The organism is Cupriavidus basilensis OR16, from assembly GCF_000243095.1.
Taxonomy (GTDB): domain Bacteria; phylum Pseudomonadota; class Gammaproteobacteria; order Burkholderiales; family Burkholderiaceae; genus Cupriavidus; species Cupriavidus basilensis_D.
In genome coordinates this window covers 45,251-61,065 of sequence record NZ_AHJE01000065.1, presented here as the reverse complement: position 1 = coordinate 61,065, position 15,815 = coordinate 45,251, and the positions used below count along the sequence as shown (strand labels likewise).

9 protein-coding genes and 2 pseudogenes are annotated in these 15,815 nt (G+C 67.8%); 8 read left to right on the top strand and 3 right to left on the bottom strand.

What is annotated here, in order from left to right; translation table 11 throughout:
• The first annotated feature begins 9 nt into the window (after window positions 1–9).
• Both OR16_RS23635 and bamE read left to right on the top strand, forming a co-directional pair.
• The gene (locus OR16_RS23635) at window positions 10–4,188 is read left to right on the top strand and encodes a translocation/assembly module TamB domain-containing protein (RefSeq protein ID WP_043420821.1); all 4,179 of its coding nucleotides are present in this window, start codon (window positions 10–12) and stop codon (window positions 4,186–4,188) included.
• Between the two features lie 67 nt (window positions 4,189–4,255).
• Complete coding sequence (bamE, locus tag OR16_RS23630) at window positions 4,256–4,798, top strand: outer membrane protein assembly factor BamE domain-containing protein (protein WP_006160561.1); 543 nt, start codon at window positions 4,256–4,258, stop codon at window positions 4,796–4,798.
• On the opposite strand, the pseudogene OR16_RS23625 reads toward bamE, so the two are convergent.
• The 3 genes and pseudogenes from OR16_RS23625 to OR16_RS23615 form a co-directional block, all read right to left on the bottom strand.
• Window positions 4,795–6,683: pseudogene (locus OR16_RS23625) on the bottom strand (SulP family inorganic anion transporter). The gene bamE and the pseudogene OR16_RS23625 sit on opposite strands and share 4 nt — an antisense overlap.
• A 123-nt stretch (window positions 6,684–6,806) precedes the next feature.
• Complete coding sequence (gene metG, locus OR16_RS23620) at window positions 6,807–8,873, bottom strand: methionine--tRNA ligase (RefSeq protein WP_006160559.1); 2,067 nt, start codon at window positions 8,871–8,873, stop codon at window positions 6,807–6,809.
• A 323-nt stretch (window positions 8,874–9,196) separates the two neighbouring features.
• Window positions 9,197–9,829, bottom strand: a complete 633-nt coding sequence (locus OR16_RS23615) for an OmpA family protein (protein WP_006160558.1) — start codon at window positions 9,827–9,829, stop codon at window positions 9,197–9,199.
• A gap of 304 nt (window positions 9,830–10,133) precedes the next feature.
• Between OR16_RS23615 and apbC the strand changes: the two genes are divergently transcribed.
• The 6 genes and pseudogenes from apbC to OR16_RS23585 all read left to right on the top strand — a co-directional run bounded on the left by apbC (window position 10,134) and on the right by OR16_RS23585 (window position 15,810).
• A complete protein-coding gene (apbC, locus tag OR16_RS23610) occupies window positions 10,134–11,222 on the top strand; it encodes an iron-sulfur cluster carrier protein ApbC (RefSeq protein ID WP_006160556.1) in 1,089 nt (362 codons plus the stop codon).
• A gap of 5 nt (window positions 11,223–11,227) precedes the next feature.
• A pseudogene (locus OR16_RS23605) lies at window positions 11,228–11,736 on the top strand (DUF3305 domain-containing protein).
• Between the two features lie 16 nt (window positions 11,737–11,752).
• Window positions 11,753–12,382 carry a DUF3306 domain-containing protein gene (locus OR16_RS23600; protein WP_006160554.1) on the top strand — a complete coding sequence of 210 codons (630 nt, stop codon included), beginning with the start codon at window positions 11,753–11,755 and terminating at the stop codon, window positions 12,380–12,382.
• 101 nt (window positions 12,383–12,483) lie between these two features.
• Window positions 12,484–14,652 carry a 4Fe-4S binding protein gene (locus tag OR16_RS23595; protein ID WP_006160552.1) on the top strand — a complete coding sequence of 723 codons (2,169 nt, stop codon included), beginning with the start codon at window positions 12,484–12,486 and terminating at the stop codon, window positions 14,650–14,652.
• A gap of 97 nt (window positions 14,653–14,749) precedes the next feature.
• A complete protein-coding gene (locus OR16_RS23590) occupies window positions 14,750–15,388 on the top strand; it encodes a TorD/DmsD family molecular chaperone (protein ID WP_006160550.1) in 639 nt (212 codons plus the stop codon).
• Between the two features lie 212 nt (window positions 15,389–15,600).
• Window positions 15,601–15,810 carry a hypothetical protein gene (locus OR16_RS23585; protein WP_006160549.1) on the top strand — a complete coding sequence of 70 codons (210 nt, stop codon included), beginning with the start codon at window positions 15,601–15,603 and terminating at the stop codon, window positions 15,808–15,810.
• The last annotated feature ends 5 nt before the right edge of the window (window positions 15,811–15,815 follow it).

The following is a 15,815-nucleotide window of genomic DNA, read 5'->3' as shown; positions in this document are numbered from 1 at the left end:
ATTTGCCGCATGAGCATTCCCGACATGCCTCCGGTTCCCGCCCCCGGCGATGTCCCGCCCGGGCCGGCGCGGCCTCGCCGCATGCGCTTCGGGCGCTGGCTGGCGTGGTGCGTCGTGGTGCTGCTGGCGCTGGTGCTGGCGGTGGTTGCGGCGGCGGTGCAGGCCTTGCACACGGAGGCCGGCACGCGGCAACTGTGGTCGCTGGCCACGCGCCTGTCCGCAGGCGCTTTGTCAGGCAAGCTGGAAGGCGGCACGGTGGCACGCGGCCTGCGGTTGCGCGATGTGGTATTTGCCAGTGGCGAGACACGGGTGACGGTCGACCGTGTCGACGGCAGTTGGGCGTTTAGCTGGTCGCCGACCCGCTTGCATGTCAGCGCGCTGCGCGTGGGCGCCGTCACGCTGCGCTTGCCGCCGTCGCAGCCTGACAGCGCGCCCGCCACCTTGCCCAAATCGCTCGACCTGCCGTTGGCGGTGGACGTGGATACACTCACGCTGGATCGCCTGACCTTGCTGCAGGGGCCGCCGGCCACGCCTAGCGAGACGGTGCTTAGCGACCTGGCGGGCTCGCTGCATTCCGACGGGCAACGCCACCGCGTCAGCGTGGAACGGCTGGTCACGCCGTACGGCAAGCTGGCCGCCAATGCGCAGGTCGCCGGCCAAGCGCCATTTGCGCTGAACGGCGCCGCGCTGCTCGAGGGCAGCTGGCAGAAGGAATCCTTCAGCATCAGCGCCAATGTGCGCGGCTCGCTTGCCGCCCTGCGCGTGCAAGCCGAGGCCAGCGGCGATCGCCTGCGCGGCCGTGCCGAGGCGGACCTGACGCCGTTCGGCAAGGTGCCGTTCACCCATGTGCTGGTCAATGGCGAGCACATCAATCCGCGCTTGTTCAGCCCCTCGGCGCCGCGTGCCGATCTCTCCGTGCAGGCCGAGTTGCGCCCGGCGGATGGCGCGGCTACGCCGGTGCCGGCCGCAGCGGCCAGTGCCCCGGCGGCACCGCCGGCATCGGCAGCGGCAGCGGCAGTTGCAACGCCGGCCTCCGCGCCCGCTGCCAAGCCCGGCAGCGCCCACGACAGCGCGCCCCTGCGCGTGGCGGGCGATGTGCGCATCGTCAACCACGAAGCCGGCAAGGTCGACGCCGAGCGCCTGCCGGTGGAATCGGTGCATGCGCATGTCGAGCTTAGCGAGGCGGCGCAGATGGTGCGCGACCTGCAAGTAGCGCTGGCTGGCGGCGGCGAGATCCGTGGCGGCGGCGCGCTGCGCGATGGCCGCGGCGGCTTCGACCTCGACGTGCGCAACCTCGACCCGCAGGCCCTCTATGGCAGCCTGAAGCGCGTGCGCCTGTCCGGGCCGGTGAGCTTGCGGATGGAGCCCGGCCGCCAGAGCGTGGCGCTGGACCTGGCCGGCGGCGAGTACAAGCTCTTTGCCGATGCGCATCTGGATGGCGAGGCGGTGACGCTGAGCTCGCTGCGCGCCGGCATCGGCGCGGGCACGCTGATCGCCGACGGCAAGCTGTCGCTGAAGGACACGCAGCCCTTCAGCTTCAAGGGCAAGCTGACCAATTTCGACCCGGCGCGCGTGGCTGAAGTAGCGCCGGGCCGCATCAATGCCGAGTTCAGCACCAGCGGCACGCTTGCGCCGGAGCCGCGCGTGGCACTGGACTTCGCGGTGCGCGATAGTGTGTATGCGGGGCTGCCGATGCGTGGCGAGGGCAAGCTGCGCCTGGCCGGGGAGCGCTTGCTGCCAAGCCAGGCCACGCTGGAGATGGCCGGCAACCAGGCCCAGCTCAACGGCAGCTTTGGCGCGCGCGGCGACCGCCTGAAGCTGCGCGTGGACGCGCCGCAGCTCGATCGGCTCAAGCTCGGCGTGGCCGGGGTGCTAAAGCTCGACGCGGACATCACCGGCACGCTGGCGCGGCCCGAGATCGTGGCCAGCTATGGCGCCCAGTCGCTGGTGGTGGGCCCGCACCACCTGGCCAGCGCCAGCGGCAGCGCCGAGTTGCGCGGGGGGCTGAACGGCACGCTCGCGCTGAAACTGAACGCCCGCGACTATCGCGGCCCGGTCGCTACGCTGCGCACGTTCGACGCCACGCTCAGCGGTACCCAGGCCAGCCATACCTTTGACCTGAAGGCGGCCGGCGCGCTGCACGACAAGCCGATGCAACTGGACTTGTCAGGGCAGGGCGCCTGGCAAGGGGCGGCCGGCTGGAAGGGCACCATCCGTACCCTGGAGGAGCGCGGCACGGTCAACGTGCGGCTGGCGGCGCCGACGCAGCTGATGGTGGCGGACCAGCGCGTGCGCCTCGGCGCGGCCAGCCTGCAGTTCGAGCGCGCACGCGTGACTGTGGAGAGCTTCGATTTCGACCACGGCCGCATCCGTACCCAGGGCAACCTCGATGGCCTGCAGGTGGCCAACGTGCTGCGCCTGGCCGAGGCCTTGACCGGCGATGCGCCGCCGGTGCGCTCGGACCTGGTGCTGGACGGCCGCTGGAACATCACGCTGGCCGAGTCCGCCTCTGGCTTTGCCGAGCTGCGCCGGCGCAGCGGCGACGTCTCGGTGAGCGCCGGCGGGGCGTACACCGCGCTGGGCCTGGGCGAAACCGCGCTGCGCGCCGAGTTTGCCGGCAGCCGCGTCAACCTGAAAGGCGGCATCGAAGCCGCAAGGGTCGGCAAGGTGGTGGTAGACGCGTCCGCCGGGCTGATCCAGGAACAGGGCCTGATGACGGTGACGCCGGCTTCCACGCTGGCGGGCAAGGTTTCGCTGGATGTGCCGAAGATCAAGTCGCTGGAGGCGCTGAGCGGCCCGCAATACGCGTTCGATGGCAAGCTGGCGGCAGTCCTGCAACTGGCGGGCAGCGTCGGGCAGCCCCTGGTGACCGGCAATATCGACGGCACTGGCATCGCCATCACGCTCTACGACCAGGGTATCCGGCTGACCGATGGCATCGTGCACGTGGTGCTCGACCAGAACACCATCGAACTCAAGCAGGTGGAGTTCCGCGGCGGCGACGGCAAGATCGTTGCCACCGGCAATGTGAAGCTGGGCGACACCGATCCCAACCTGACGGGCAAGATCGTGGCCGACAAGCTCCAGCTCTTTGCCAGCCCCGAGCGCACGCTGATCATTTCCGGCGATGCCAGCATCGCCAACGAGGACCGCCAGATCGTGATCCGCGGCAAGTTCCGCGTGGATCGCGGCTTGTTCGACCTGCCCAAGGCCGGCGCCCCGGAGTTGGGCGACGACGTGGTGGTGGTGCGCCGCCGCGACCAGCGTGAGATCAAGACCGCCGCCACGCCGGTGCCGGAGGCCAAGCCGGCCAGCCGCTTCAGCCCGCTGATCGACCTCACGCTCGACCTCGGCGACAATTTCCGCTTCCGCGGGGCTGGCGCGGACCTGCGCCTGGGCGGGCAGCTTGGCGTGCGCAGCGCCCCGCTGACGCCGCTGCGCGCCACCGGTACCATCCGCGTGACCGACGGCACCTACGAGGCGTTCGGGCGCAAGCTCAACATCGAGCGCGGCATCGTGAATTTCAACGGGCCGGTGGACAATCCCAACCTCAATATCCGCGCCATGCGCCGCAACCAGGAAGTGGAGGCGGGCGTGGAGGTGACCGGCACGGTACGCCTGCCGCGCGTCAAGCTGGTGTCCGAGCCGAATGTGCCAGAGGAGGATAAGCTGTCATGGCTGATGTTCGGCTACGGCGCGGAAGGCGCCGCGGCCGGACAGCAGCAGCAACTGAGCGCCGGAGCCCTGGGTGGTGCCGCGCTGGGCATGCTGGGCGGGCGCGCCGGCAAGGGGATCGTGCAGCATCTGGGCATCGACGAGTTTTCGATCGGGCCCAGCACGGCCGGCCTCAACGACCAGCAGGTGGTCAGCGTGGGCAAGGCCGTGACCGATAAGATCTCGGTGGGCTACGAGCAGAGCCTGACCAGCGCCAGCAACGTGGTCAAGCTGACCTGGGCATTCTCGCGGCGCTGGTCGCTGATTGCCAAGGGCGGCTCGATCAACGGGCTTTCGGTGCTGTTTAACCGCCGCTTCGACAGTTGGGGTAATTTGTTCACGGGCGCGTCCAACCGCGCCGGAACCGCGAGGAGCCAGACCGATGCCAGCCAGGATGCCGACAGTCAAGCAACGGGCGGAGCGCCGGCCAGCAAGCCGGCTAGCGCCGCCTCGGCCGCGCCCGCGAAGCCCTGAGGCGCGTGCCATGATCTGCGTGCCACCCACCTCTGCCACTGCCGCGTCTTACCGACGCCTTGCCGCCATGGGACTGATTTCCTCCGTGCTTGCCCTGTTCGGGTGCGACCAGCAAAAGGTCGACGAAGCGATGAAGAAGGCGGGCGATGCCGCGCACGCTACCTGGAACTCGGTCAAGCCCGACAGCCAGTTGTTCAAGGGCATCGTGGTAGGCGAGTCCAGCGAGGACGACGTGCGCAAACAGGCTGGGCGCCCTGAGATCACCTGGGAGGAAGAGGATGGCGGGCGCCGCCTGGAATACCCGCGCGGCCCGGAAGGCGCCACCACCTGGATGGTGACGATCGGCGCCGATGGCAAGGTGCGCGCGATCGAGCAGGTGCTGACCGCGGAGAACTTCGCGCGCGTGCGCGCCGGCATGAGCCGCGACGATATCCGCCGCCTGATCGGCAAGCCGACCAAGGTCGAAGCTTTCGCGCTCAAGAAGGAAGAGGTGTGGGGCTACCGCTGGTGGGAAAGCTCGCAGGAGAAGGCGTTCTTCAACGTGCATTTCGACGCTGACGGCAAGGTGACGCACACCTCGCGCAGCGACGAGAGGCTGCAGGGCGGTTAGTCCGCCGCGGGCCGGCCGGCTCGCTCGGCAAGCAACGCGCCGGCCCTGGCACAGGCCGCGGCCAGCGTGTCGCAATAGTTTGCCGTGCCCATCTGTTCCAGGAAGCCCGCGCGCCGCATCAGCGACATCACCTGCGCTGGCGCGGCGCACAGCACCAGCGTGCCGCCACGCCGCGCCAGCGTCTTGCGCAAGGCGTCCAGCGTGTCCAGGCCAGTGGTGTCCAGCGCCACCAGCTTGCCCACGTCGAGGATCAGCACTGTCGGTACCGGCTGCGTGCGGTCGCGGGGGTCGATCAGCGCTTCCACCTTGTTGACGGCCCCGAAAAAAGCGCGCCGGTCATGTGATAGGCCGCCACCTCGCCGGCCGGCAGCAGCGTGCCGTCGGCCGCCGGGGGCAGCGCGGCTGGCGCGATCGCCTCGATCTGTGTGAGCGAGGCCATGCGGTAGATGAAGAACAGGCAGGCGAGCACCAGTCCCACCTGCACCGCCACGGTCAGGTCGAACACCACGGTCAGCACGAAGGTGCCAAGCAGGATGATGCGGTAGTTGTTGCTGTAGCGCTTCAGGTGCGCCAGCCCGAACACATGCCACTCGCCCATGTTCCACGCCACGTAGAGCAGGATCGCGGCCAGCGTGGCGAGCGGGATGGCGCTGGCCAGCGGCGCCGCCGCCAGCACGATCAGCAGCAGCGTGGCGGCGTGGATCATGCCCGCCACCGGCGTACGAGCGCCGCTGCGCAGGTTGGTCACGGTGCGGGCGATGGTGCCCGTGGCCGGCAGGCCGCCGAAGAACGGCGTGACGATATTGGCGATGCCCTGCGCCATCAGCTCCTGGTTGGGATCATGGCGGTCGTCGATCAGGCTGTCGGCCACGCGCGCGCACAGCAGCGATTCGATGGCGCCGAGCAGGGCGATGGTCAGGGTCGGCGCCACCAGTTGCTGGACCAGTTGCCAGCTCAGTTGCGGCAGCGCAAACGGCGGCAGGCCCTGCGGGATGCCGCCGAAGCGCGTGCCGATGGTCTCCACCGGCAAGTGCAGCAGCGCATTGACCGCGGTGGCGAGCACCAGCGCAATCACCGTGCCGGGCACCATTGCCAGCGCACGGCCAAGGCGGCCGTGCGCATCCGGCGGGTTTGCAGCGATTGCCGCGATCGTCGATGTCGTCGATGTCGTCGATGCGGGGCGCCAGCGCTTGCCGGCCAGCAGGGCCAGGCGCGACCAGCCCACCACCACCACCAGCGAGCCGACCGCCAGCGCTACCGTGGGCCAGGACACCGTGGGCAGGGAGCTTCCCAGCACACGCATCTGCGAAAGGAAGTTGCCAGGCATCTTGCCGGTTTGCAGGCCAAGGAAATCGCCGATCTGCGAGACCATGATCAGCACCGCGATGCCGTTGGTGAAGCCGATCACGATGGCCACCGGGATGAAGCGGATCAGGGTGCCTAGCCGGAACAGCCCCATGGCGAACAGCAGGCCGCCCGCCAGGATGGTAGCGATCAGCAGGTTGGCCACGCCGTAGCGCGCCACGATGCCGTAGACGATGACGATGAAGGCGCCGGCGGGGCCGCCGATCTGCACTGGCGAGCCGCCCAGCGCGGCGATCAGGAAGCCCGCGATGATGGCAGTGAACAAGCCAGCCTGCGGTGGCACCCCGGAGGCGATGGCAAAGGCCATCGCCAGCGGCAGCGCCACCACGCCCACGGTCAGGCCGGCGGCGAGGTCCTTGAAGAAGATGGCGCGGTTGTAGTCGCGCAGGCTGTCGAGCAGGCGCGGGTGGAAGGCAGCGAGGGGGAAGGGCTGGCGTAGGCGCGGGCCGCCACGCGGGGGGGCGCCGGTAGGCGGCGCTGGCGCGCCGGAGGGGGCGGGGCCGGGAACGCTGTCGGGCATGCCAGGAAATCCCATCAGCACCCTGTCGGGTATGGGTGCAGTATGAGCTTCCAGGCGGCGCGGCGTCAATCAGCGCCGGCGCCATGGCGGCTCAGCGCTGGTGCGCCTCGCCGCCGCGGCGCATCAGCGGATGCGCATGCCCGGCACCGCGCCTTCGTGCGGCTCCAGGATCCAGAGGCCCGGCGTGGCCTTCTCGTCCGCTGCCGATGCGGCCAGTACCATGCCCTCGGAAAGTCCGAACTTCATCTTGCGCGGTGCCAGGTTGGCCACCATCACGGTGAGCTTGCCTACCAGCTGCTCGGGCGTGTAGGCCGACTGGATGCCGGAGAAGACGTTGCGCGTCTTGCCTTCGCCCAGGTCCAGCGTGAGCTGCAGCAGCTTGCTCGATCCTTCCACCTTCTGGCAGTCCACGATCTTGGCCACGCGCAGGTCGATCTTGGCGAAGTCGTCGATGGTGATGGTCTCGGCGATCGGCTCGATCGCGGCGGCGGCAGCCTCCGCGGTGGCGGGGCCAGCGGCTTGCAGCGAATCGCGGTTGGCGGCCAGCAGGGCATCGACCTGCTTGGCATCCACGCGGGTCATCAGGTGCGAGTACGGCTGCACCGGACGCGAGGCCGAGAGTTGCTTGTCGATGCCGCGCCAGTCCAGCGGCTCGATATTGAGGAAGCGCTCAACGCCCGCGGCCATCTGCGGCACCACCGGCTTGAGATAGACGGTGAGCAGGCGGAAGGCTTCCAGCGAGACCGAGCAGGCGGCGTGCAGGGCGGCGCGCTTGGCTTCGTCCTTGGCCAGTTCCCACGGCTTCTCGGTATCGACGAAGGCGTTCACCGCGTCGGTGAGTTCCATCACCAGGCGCAGCGCCTTGCTGTACTCGCGGCCTTCATAGAAGTGCGCCACCTGCGGCGCGGCCGCGCGTAGTTGCTTGAGCAGCGGGTGGGCCAGCGCGGCCTCGTCCACCACGCCATCGAAACGCTTGACCAGGAAGCCGGCGGCGCGGCTGGCAATGTTGACGTACTTGCCGATCAGGTCGCTGTTCACGCGCGCGATGAAGTCATCGAGGTTCAGGTCGAGGTCTTCCATGCTGGCGTTGAGCTTGGCGGCGAAGTAGTAGCGCAGCCATTCCGGGTTCATGCCGGTGTCGATATAGCTCTGGGCGGTGATGAAGGTGCCGCGCGACTTGCTCATCTTGGCGCCGTCCACCGTCAGGAAGCCGTGGGCAAACACATTGGTGGGCGTGCGGTAGCCCGAGAAGCGCAGCATGGCCGGCCAGAACAGCGTGTGGAAATACAGGATGTCCTTGCCGATGAAGTGGTACTGCTCGGCGGTGGAGTGCGGGCCTACCCAGGCGTCGAAGTCGATGCCCTTCTTTTCGGCCAGGTTCTTGAAGCTGGCGTAGTAGCCGATCGGCGCATCCAGCCACACGTAGAAGTACTTGCCGGGCGCACCGGGAATCTCGAAGCCGAAGTAGGGCGCATCGCGCGAGATGTCCCAGTCCGACAGGGTCGAGGTCTCGCCTTCGGCGCCCAGCCATTCCTGCATCTTGTTGGCGGCTTCCGGCTGCGCCAGGTCGGCCACCCATTCGCGCAGGAAGGTCTCGCAGCGCGGGTCGGACAGCTTGAAGAAGTAGTGCGCGGAGGACTTGCGCACCGGCGTGGCGCCGGACACCACCGAGTACGGGTTCTTCAGGTCGGTCGGCACGTAGGTGGTGCCGCAGACCTCGCACGAGTCGCCGTACTGGTCCTTGGCGCCGCACTTCGGGCACTCGCCCTTGATGAAGCGGTCCGGCAGGAACATGTTCTTGATCGGGTCGTAGAACTGCTCGACCTCGCGCTCGGCGATCAGGTCCCCGGCCTTCAACGCCAGGTAGATCTTCTCGGAGAGCTGCTTGTTCTCGTCGGAATCGGTGCTGTAGTAATTGTCGAACGACACCATGAAGCTGTCGAAGTCGCGCTTGTGCTCGGTCCACACGCGATCGATCAGTTGCTTGGGCGTAATGCCCTCTTTCTCGGCCCGCAGCATCACCGGGGTGCCGTGCGTGTCGTCCGCGCCGACGTAGTAGACCTCGTTCGCCATCATGCGCTGGAAGCGCACCCAGATGTCGGTCTGGATGTACTCCACCAGGTGGCCGATATGGATCTGGCCGTTGGCATATGGCAGGGCAGAAGTGACGAGGATGCGACGTGCGGTCATGGAAAAATTGCCGGTCAGGAGGGGGTTGGACGGTAAGGCGGGGGCGTCGCCGCCAAAGTCGGGCGGGCACCGTGAGAGGGCTATTCTAACAAGCGGGGCGCGCAGCGCGTGCACTGCGGCGGGGCGCAGGCGCAAGAGAGGGCTTGGAGTGGCATTTAGTGGCGCAAAATGCACTCAAAAAGCTGGGGATAAAAAAAGCGCCGGTCAGAGCCGGCGCAGCTTTCCACAACGGAAAAGGAGGAGAAATCAGGTACCGCCCGGGAGGTCAGCCACCCATCGCGAGCCAGCAACGGTGACAAGCGGTACCTATTTCTATGACCGCATCATCTCTGAATTGGTTTCAAATAAATTTCGACCCGGCGATTTTGTGCACGTCCGGCCTCGCTGGCGTTGTCCGCGACGGGCTGGGTCTGGCCCCGTCCTTCGGCTGCCAGGCGGGTTCGGGCGACGCCCCTGTCACCCAGGTAGGTCGCGACGCTCTGGGCGCGGCGCTGCGACAGTTGCATGTTGTAGTTCGGGTTGCCGGTGCTATCGGTATGGCCCACCACAGTGGCGGAGACATCCTGTTGCTGGGCAAGGGTTTGCGAGACCTGGTCGAGCACCGAGCGGAACGACGGCTTGATGGTGGCACTATCCGTATCGAAGGTCACCTGGCTCGGGATATTGACCTTGAGCGAGCCGTCCGGCTGCTCGGTGATCTGCGTGCCCGTGCCCGCGGTGTCCTTGTTCAGCTTGCCGCGGATCGCATTCCAGTTGTAACCCGTGGCCCCGCCCAGGGCTCCGCCCACTGCCGCGCCGACCAGCGTGCCGGTGGTATTGCCGCCGATCAGGTTGCCCAGGCCGGCGCCAACGGCGGCGCCTACGCCAGTGCCGACCGCGGTCTGGGTGCCTTGTTCCGTGGCGCAGCCAGCGGCAAGGGTGGCGACAATGGCAAGGCTGACGAGCTTGAGTTTCATGCTTTCTCCTTCGGGACGAAGCTTTTTTGGCTGATTTTGAAGTGGTGCGCGCAACATTGCTAGAAATAGCGCGGAAGACACCCGAATACAAGAGCCCGGACCGTAATCACCGGGCTTGCGTTCCTCGCGCACTACAATAAGTAGATGATGCCGGGTGCACAAGCCTGTTGCTGTGACAGTTGTAAGTGCGTGTAATTCCACGTGTGGATCATGGGCTTGTCGCCCGTTCGCCACCCTTGCGCTGCACTTCGCTCATACTTTGATACAGTACGCGCCTTCCCCATATTCCGTAGCGGAGATTGTCTTGAGCCTCACCGTCGACCAGGTTACCGAAGTCCTGCGCACCGTGATCGACCCCAATACGGGCCGGGATCTGGTGTCCACCCGTTCGGCTCGCAATGTGCGGGTCCAAGGCGGCGATGTGTCGCTGGAAGTGGAGCTGGGCTATCCCGGCAAGAGCCAGCTGGAACCGATCCGCAAGCAGGTGGTGGATGCGCTGCGCCAGTTGCCCGGCGTGACCAATGCCAGCGTGGCCGTCAGCATGAAGATCGTGGCGCACGCGGTGCAGCGTGGCGTCAAGCTGCTGCCGGGCGTCAAGAACGTGATCGCCGTGGCGTCGGGCAAGGGCGGCGTGGGCAAGTCGACCACCGCCGTCAACCTGGCGCTGGCGCTGTCTGCCGAGGGTGCCCGCGTGGGCATGCTCGACGCCGACATTTACGGCCCCAGCCTGCCCATGATGCTGGGCATCGATGGCCGCCCGGAGTCGTCCGATGGCCAGACCATGGAGCCGCTCGAAGGCCACGGCCTGCAAGCCAACTCGATCGGCTTCCTGATCGAGCAGGACAACCCGATGGTGTGGCGCGGCCCGATGGTGACCTCGGCGCTGGAGCAGTTGCTGCGCCAGACCAACTGGCACGATCTCGATTACCTGATCGTCGATATGCCGCCGGGCACCGGCGATATCCAGCTGACGCTGTCGCAGAAAGTGCCGGTAACGGGTGCTGTTATCGTCACAACGCCGCAGGATATCGCCCTGCTGGACGCCAAGAAGGGCCTGAAGATGTTCGAGAAGGTGGGCATCCCCATCCTCGGCCTCGTCGAGAACATGGCCGTCTACTGCTGCCCGAACTGCGGCCACGTCGAGCATATCTTCGGCGAAGGCGGTGGCGAGAAGATGTGCGAGGACTACGGCGTGGACCTGCTGGGCAGCATGCCGCTGAACCGCTCGATCCGCGAGCAAGCCGATACCGGCCGCCCCACCGTGGTGTCCGACCCGGACAGCCCGATCGCCGAGCTGTACCGCGCCATGGCGCGCAAGGTGGCCATCAAGGTGGCCGACCGCGCCCGCGACATGACCAGCAAGTTCCCCAGCATCGTGGTGCAAAACACCTGAGCGCCATGGGCACGCCAGCCGACCCCGCCGCAGCTATCCTGGCCACCGAGGCCGTGCCCGCCGGCCGGCCCGGCGTGACCATGGCCGTGATGATGCGCCGCGTGCCGCTGGCGAGCCGCTGGCAGCGCTGGAAAAGGACGAACATGGCGCGCGCTGGCTGTACCCGGGCTACGCCGTCACGCTGTTCCGCGACGAGGCCGAGGGCTATTACCTCAACCTCACTGCTACCGCGCCCTGCTGGTTCGTGCTGTGGCGCATGGCGGAGGAGGGCGGCCAGGCTGCTGTTCCTGCCTCGGACGACGGCGAGCCGCTTCCCGTGCCGGTCACCGTGACGCTGTCCTACAACGAGGCCGGCCGCTGGCTCGATGCCGGCGAAACCGTCGAGAACGTGCCGCTGGCGCCCGAGCAGCTCGACTGGCTGCAAGCCTACGTGGCTCAGCATTACCGCCCCGAACCCAAGAAACGCCGGCGCCCGGAATCGTTCAAGGCGCCGGAGGACCGGGCGCGCTACTGATGCAGGCTGGTTCCGCATGAGCGATGCTTCCTTCCTGTCGCGCTGGTCCCGCCGCAAGGCCGCGGCGCGCCAAGGGCAGCCGCTGGCGCCCGAGCCGGCACCATCTGTGCCGGCAGTGCCGGCTGAACCGCCAGTGCCCGTTGCCCAGCGGCAGGCGGAAGCAGCCCCGCCGGCTGAGCCACTCCCCACGCTCGCCGACGCCGCCTTGCTGCAGCCGGGCGACAGCATTGCGCGTTTCGTGGCTCGCGGCGTAGACGAAACCGTCAAGCGCGCCGCGCTCAAGACCTTGTTCGCCGACCCGCATTTCAATGTGATGGACGGGCTCGACACCTATATCGACGACTACAGCAAGCCCGACCCGATCCCGCTCGACGTACTGCGGCGCATGCGCCAGTCGGAGACCCTGGGCCTGTTCGCGCCGACCGACGACGAACTGGCTGCGACGCGCGCGGCGCAGCACGCGGTGGATGCGCCCGCAGCGGCGGCGCCGCAGGCTGCGCGGGCCACCGCGGGCCAGCCCGAGGCGCCGGAGTCCCCGCAAGCGGTGCCGCCCGACATGCCGCCTCACGCGCCCGTGGCAGCCGCTCCCAGGTTGCCCGGCACAGCGCACCAGCCCGACGATGCCGCCCCAGGCAAACACGCGTAGCCGCTGCCGAAACGGCAGCCTACAATGGGCTTCCCCCACAATTCGCAGGCCGCAAGACTCCCTAAAAACGGGGGCAACCAGGCCGGCAAGCCGCATTCACCATGCCGACGCTGATCTGCAATTGCAACGACACCATGCCGCTTGACGGGGCGGCCCTGTCGGGTAACGGCCCCACTCCCGCAGGCGGTACCAGCCCACCGCTCAAGGTCCACCATCTGCTGTGCCGCCGCGAGATCGGTGATTTCACCGCCGCGCTCGACGGCGCGGACGATGTGATCGTGGCCTGCACGCAGGAGCGCCAGCTGTTCACCGAGATGGCCGAGGCGCGCCAGGCTGGCGGCACCATGACAGCGCCGGTGCGCTTCGTCAATATTCGCGAAACCGGCGGCTGGTCGCAGGGGGCGCGGCGCGATCCCAAGACCGCCAATGCCAAGATCGCCGCGCTGCTGGCTGCCGCCGCGCTGCCCGAGCCGGAACCGGTGCCGCTGGTGGACTATCGCGCGAACGGTGCCGTGCTGGTGCTCGGGCCCGCCGCGCGCGCCATCCCCTGGGCCGGCAAGCTGGCCGAAGCCGGCATGGAGGTGTCGGTGCTGCTGAGCGGCGCTGGCGCCGCCATGGCAGCGGCGGCCCTGCCTGCCTCGCGGGCCTTCCCGGTGCACAGCGGCAAGCTGGTCAAGCTCGGCGGCTGGCTGGGCGCCTTCGAGGCAAGCTGGGAGACCGGCGCGGGGCGCAGCAACCCGATCGACCTGGACCTGTGCACGCGCTGCAATGCCTGCATCGACGCCTGCCCCGAGGACGCGATCGATTTCAGCTACCAGATCGACCTGGACCGCTGCCGCGCCCACCGCGCCTGCGTGAAGGCTGGCGGCGCGGCCGCCGCGATCGACTTCGATCGCCCGATCGCGACGGCCACCGGGCGCTTCGACCTGGTGTTCGACCTGGCCGATGCGCCGTTCTTCACCATGCACTCGCCGCCGCAAGGCTACCTGTATGCCGGCGCGGATGCGCTGCGCCAGCACACGCAGGCGCTGGCCCTGGTCCAGATGAAGGGCGAGTTCGAGAAGCCGAAGTTCTTCCAGTACAAGGAAAAAATCTGCGCGCACGGCCGCAACCAGACCACCGGCTGCACGGCCTGCATCGACATTTGCTCCACCGAGGCGATCCGCTCCCAATGGCATGACGGGCGCGGCCGCATCGAGGTCACGCCCAACCTGTGCATGGGCTGCGGCGCCTGCACCACGGTGTGCCCGACTGGCGCCATCAGCTATGCCTATCCCAAGCCGGACTATCTCGGCGAGCGCCTGCGCACCCTGGTGTCGGCCTACCGCGCGGCCGGCGGGCGCGATGCGGTGCTGCTATTGCACGGCGAGGAATACGGCAATGCCCCCATCCTGGCGCTGGGCCGCGCCGCGCGGGCCGGACAGGCACGCGGCATCCCGCCCAATGTCATCCCGGTGGGACTGTTCCACCCGGCCGCGTGCGGGCTCGAGCTTTGGCTGTCGGCCATTTGCTGGGGCGCCGGCCACGTTGCCGTGATGCTGACTGGCGATGAGGCCCCGCAATACCGCACGGCCCTGGCCGGGCAGATAGCGGTGGGGCAGGCCATCCTGGCGGGCCTCGGCTATGACGGTGAATTCCTGTCGCTGGTCGATGCCCCGGACGGCGCCACGCTGGATGCGCAACTGGCGCAGCGTGCGCCATCGGATGCGGCCGGCGCCAAGGCCCCGGCGGTTTTCCACGCCGCCGCCGCCAAGCGCGAAACGCTGGACTTTGCGCTGGACTACCTGGTGCGCAACGCACCACGGCCGCAGGCCAGCGTACCGCTGCCAGCCGGCGCGCCACTGGGCGCCGTGGCGGTCGACACCGGGCGTTGCACGCTGTGCATGGCCTGCGTCGGCGTTTGTCCCTCGCAGGCCCTGCGCGACAACCCCGAACGCCCGGTGCTAGGCTTTCTGGAACGCAATTGCGTGCAGTGCGGCCTGTGTGAAAAAACCTGCCCGGAAGACGCCATCACCCTGGTGCCGCGTCTGCTGACCGGTGAAGACGCACGGCGCACCGTGACGCTTGCCGAGACCCAGCCCTTCCATTGCATCCGCTGCGGCAAGCCATTTGGCACGGCCCAGATGGTGCATGTCATGCTGGCCCGGCTGGCTAGCCACCCGGCGTTTGCCGGCGAGGCCGCCGAGCGCCTGAAGATGTGCGGCGATTGCCGCGTCGTCGATATGATGGAAAAGGACGCCGGCTCCGCCAGCGGCACCGCCGTACAGTAGGCCTGGCTCGCCGGACGAAAGCCGTCTTGCCGCGTGCGCGCGGCGGGACGCCCGACCCCGGCCCGCGCTATCCGGAAACCCCTAGAACAATCACGATATGACAGATTTCCAGCCTATCCAGCTGATCCCCCCTGCAAGCAAAGCCACCGCCGATGCCGAGGACACCGCCCGCGCGGACCTGTATGGCCTGCTGGCCACCCTGTTATATCGCGCGCCGGATGCCGCGCTGCTGCACCATATCGCCGCCAACCGCGCCCACGGCGAAGACGCCATGACGCCGCTGGGCGAAGCCTGGAATGGTTTGTGCGATGCAGCATCGGTCACTACGGCCGCGCAGGCCGCCGACGAGTACCAGCAATTGTTTATTGGCGTGGGCAAGCCGGAGGTCTTTCTGTACGGCTCCTACTACCAGACGGGCTTTCTCAATGAGCGGCCGGTGGTGGCGCTGCGCGATGATCTTGCGCGCTACGGCCTGGTGCGCCAGGACAACGTGACCGAGACCGAGGACCATATCGCCACGCTGTGCGAGGTGATGCGCTTCCTGGTGGCGGGCGAGGACGCCGGCATCGCCAATCTCGCCGAGCAGCAGCAGTTTTTCTCGCGGCATCTGCAGTCATGGGTGGAAACCATGTGCGATGCCGCGGCGGCGCATCCGCAAGCGCGCCTCTACGTGCATGTGGCCGGTCTGCTGAAGGCTTTCATGGCGGTCGAGGCGATTGCGCTCGACATGCACTGAGGCGGCAAGGCCGAAGGTCGCGAGAGGGTCGGAGGCGGGCGCGCAATGTGTCCCCGGCCTGGTTCCAGAACGGTCGAGACAAGGCCGTTTTCAAGCGCCGGCATCGGTAAAAACCCGTGCATTGCATGGTCTTTCGCCATATTCAATCTAAAATAAGCAAAAGAATACATAACTGGATTGGTAATCGGTGTTTGTCTGCCGAGGAGCCCCCCATGAGAGAGAAGCAGCCCAGGGTTGCACGACGTACTTTTCTTGCCGGCGCAGGTGTCGTTGCCGCTGCCGGCGCCGCCGCCGCGCTGACCGCGCGCGGTCCGGCCTTGCCCACGCCGGCAGCGGCCACACCGGATGTCACGCCCAGCGACAGCGAGGGCTACCGGGTTACCGAACACATTCTCAAGTACTACCGGACAACGCTGGTGTGAGTGGC

Coding starts and splice junctions, on each gene's coding strand:
- OR16_RS23590 (WP_006160550.1), top strand. CDS start 14,750: ATGACAGATTTCCAGCCTATCCAGCTGATCCCCCCTGCAAGCAAAGCC.
- metG (WP_006160559.1), bottom strand. CDS start 8,873: ATGACCGCACGTCGCATCCTCGTCACTTCTGCCCTGCCATATGCCAAC.
- OR16_RS23615 (WP_006160558.1), bottom strand. CDS start 9,829: ATGAAACTCAAGCTCGTCAGCCTTGCCATTGTCGCCACCCTTGCCGCT.
- OR16_RS23600 (WP_006160554.1), top strand. CDS start 11,753: ATGAGCGATGCTTCCTTCCTGTCGCGCTGGTCCCGCCGCAAGGCCGCG.
- OR16_RS23585 (WP_006160549.1), top strand. CDS start 15,601: ATGAGAGAGAAGCAGCCCAGGGTTGCACGACGTACTTTTCTTGCCGGC.
- OR16_RS23635 (WP_043420821.1), top strand. CDS start 10: ATGAGCATTCCCGACATGCCTCCGGTTCCCGCCCCCGGCGATGTCCCG.
- bamE (WP_006160561.1), top strand. CDS start 4,256: ATGGGACTGATTTCCTCCGTGCTTGCCCTGTTCGGGTGCGACCAGCAA.
- OR16_RS23595 (WP_006160552.1), top strand. CDS start 12,484: ATGCCGACGCTGATCTGCAATTGCAACGACACCATGCCGCTTGACGGG.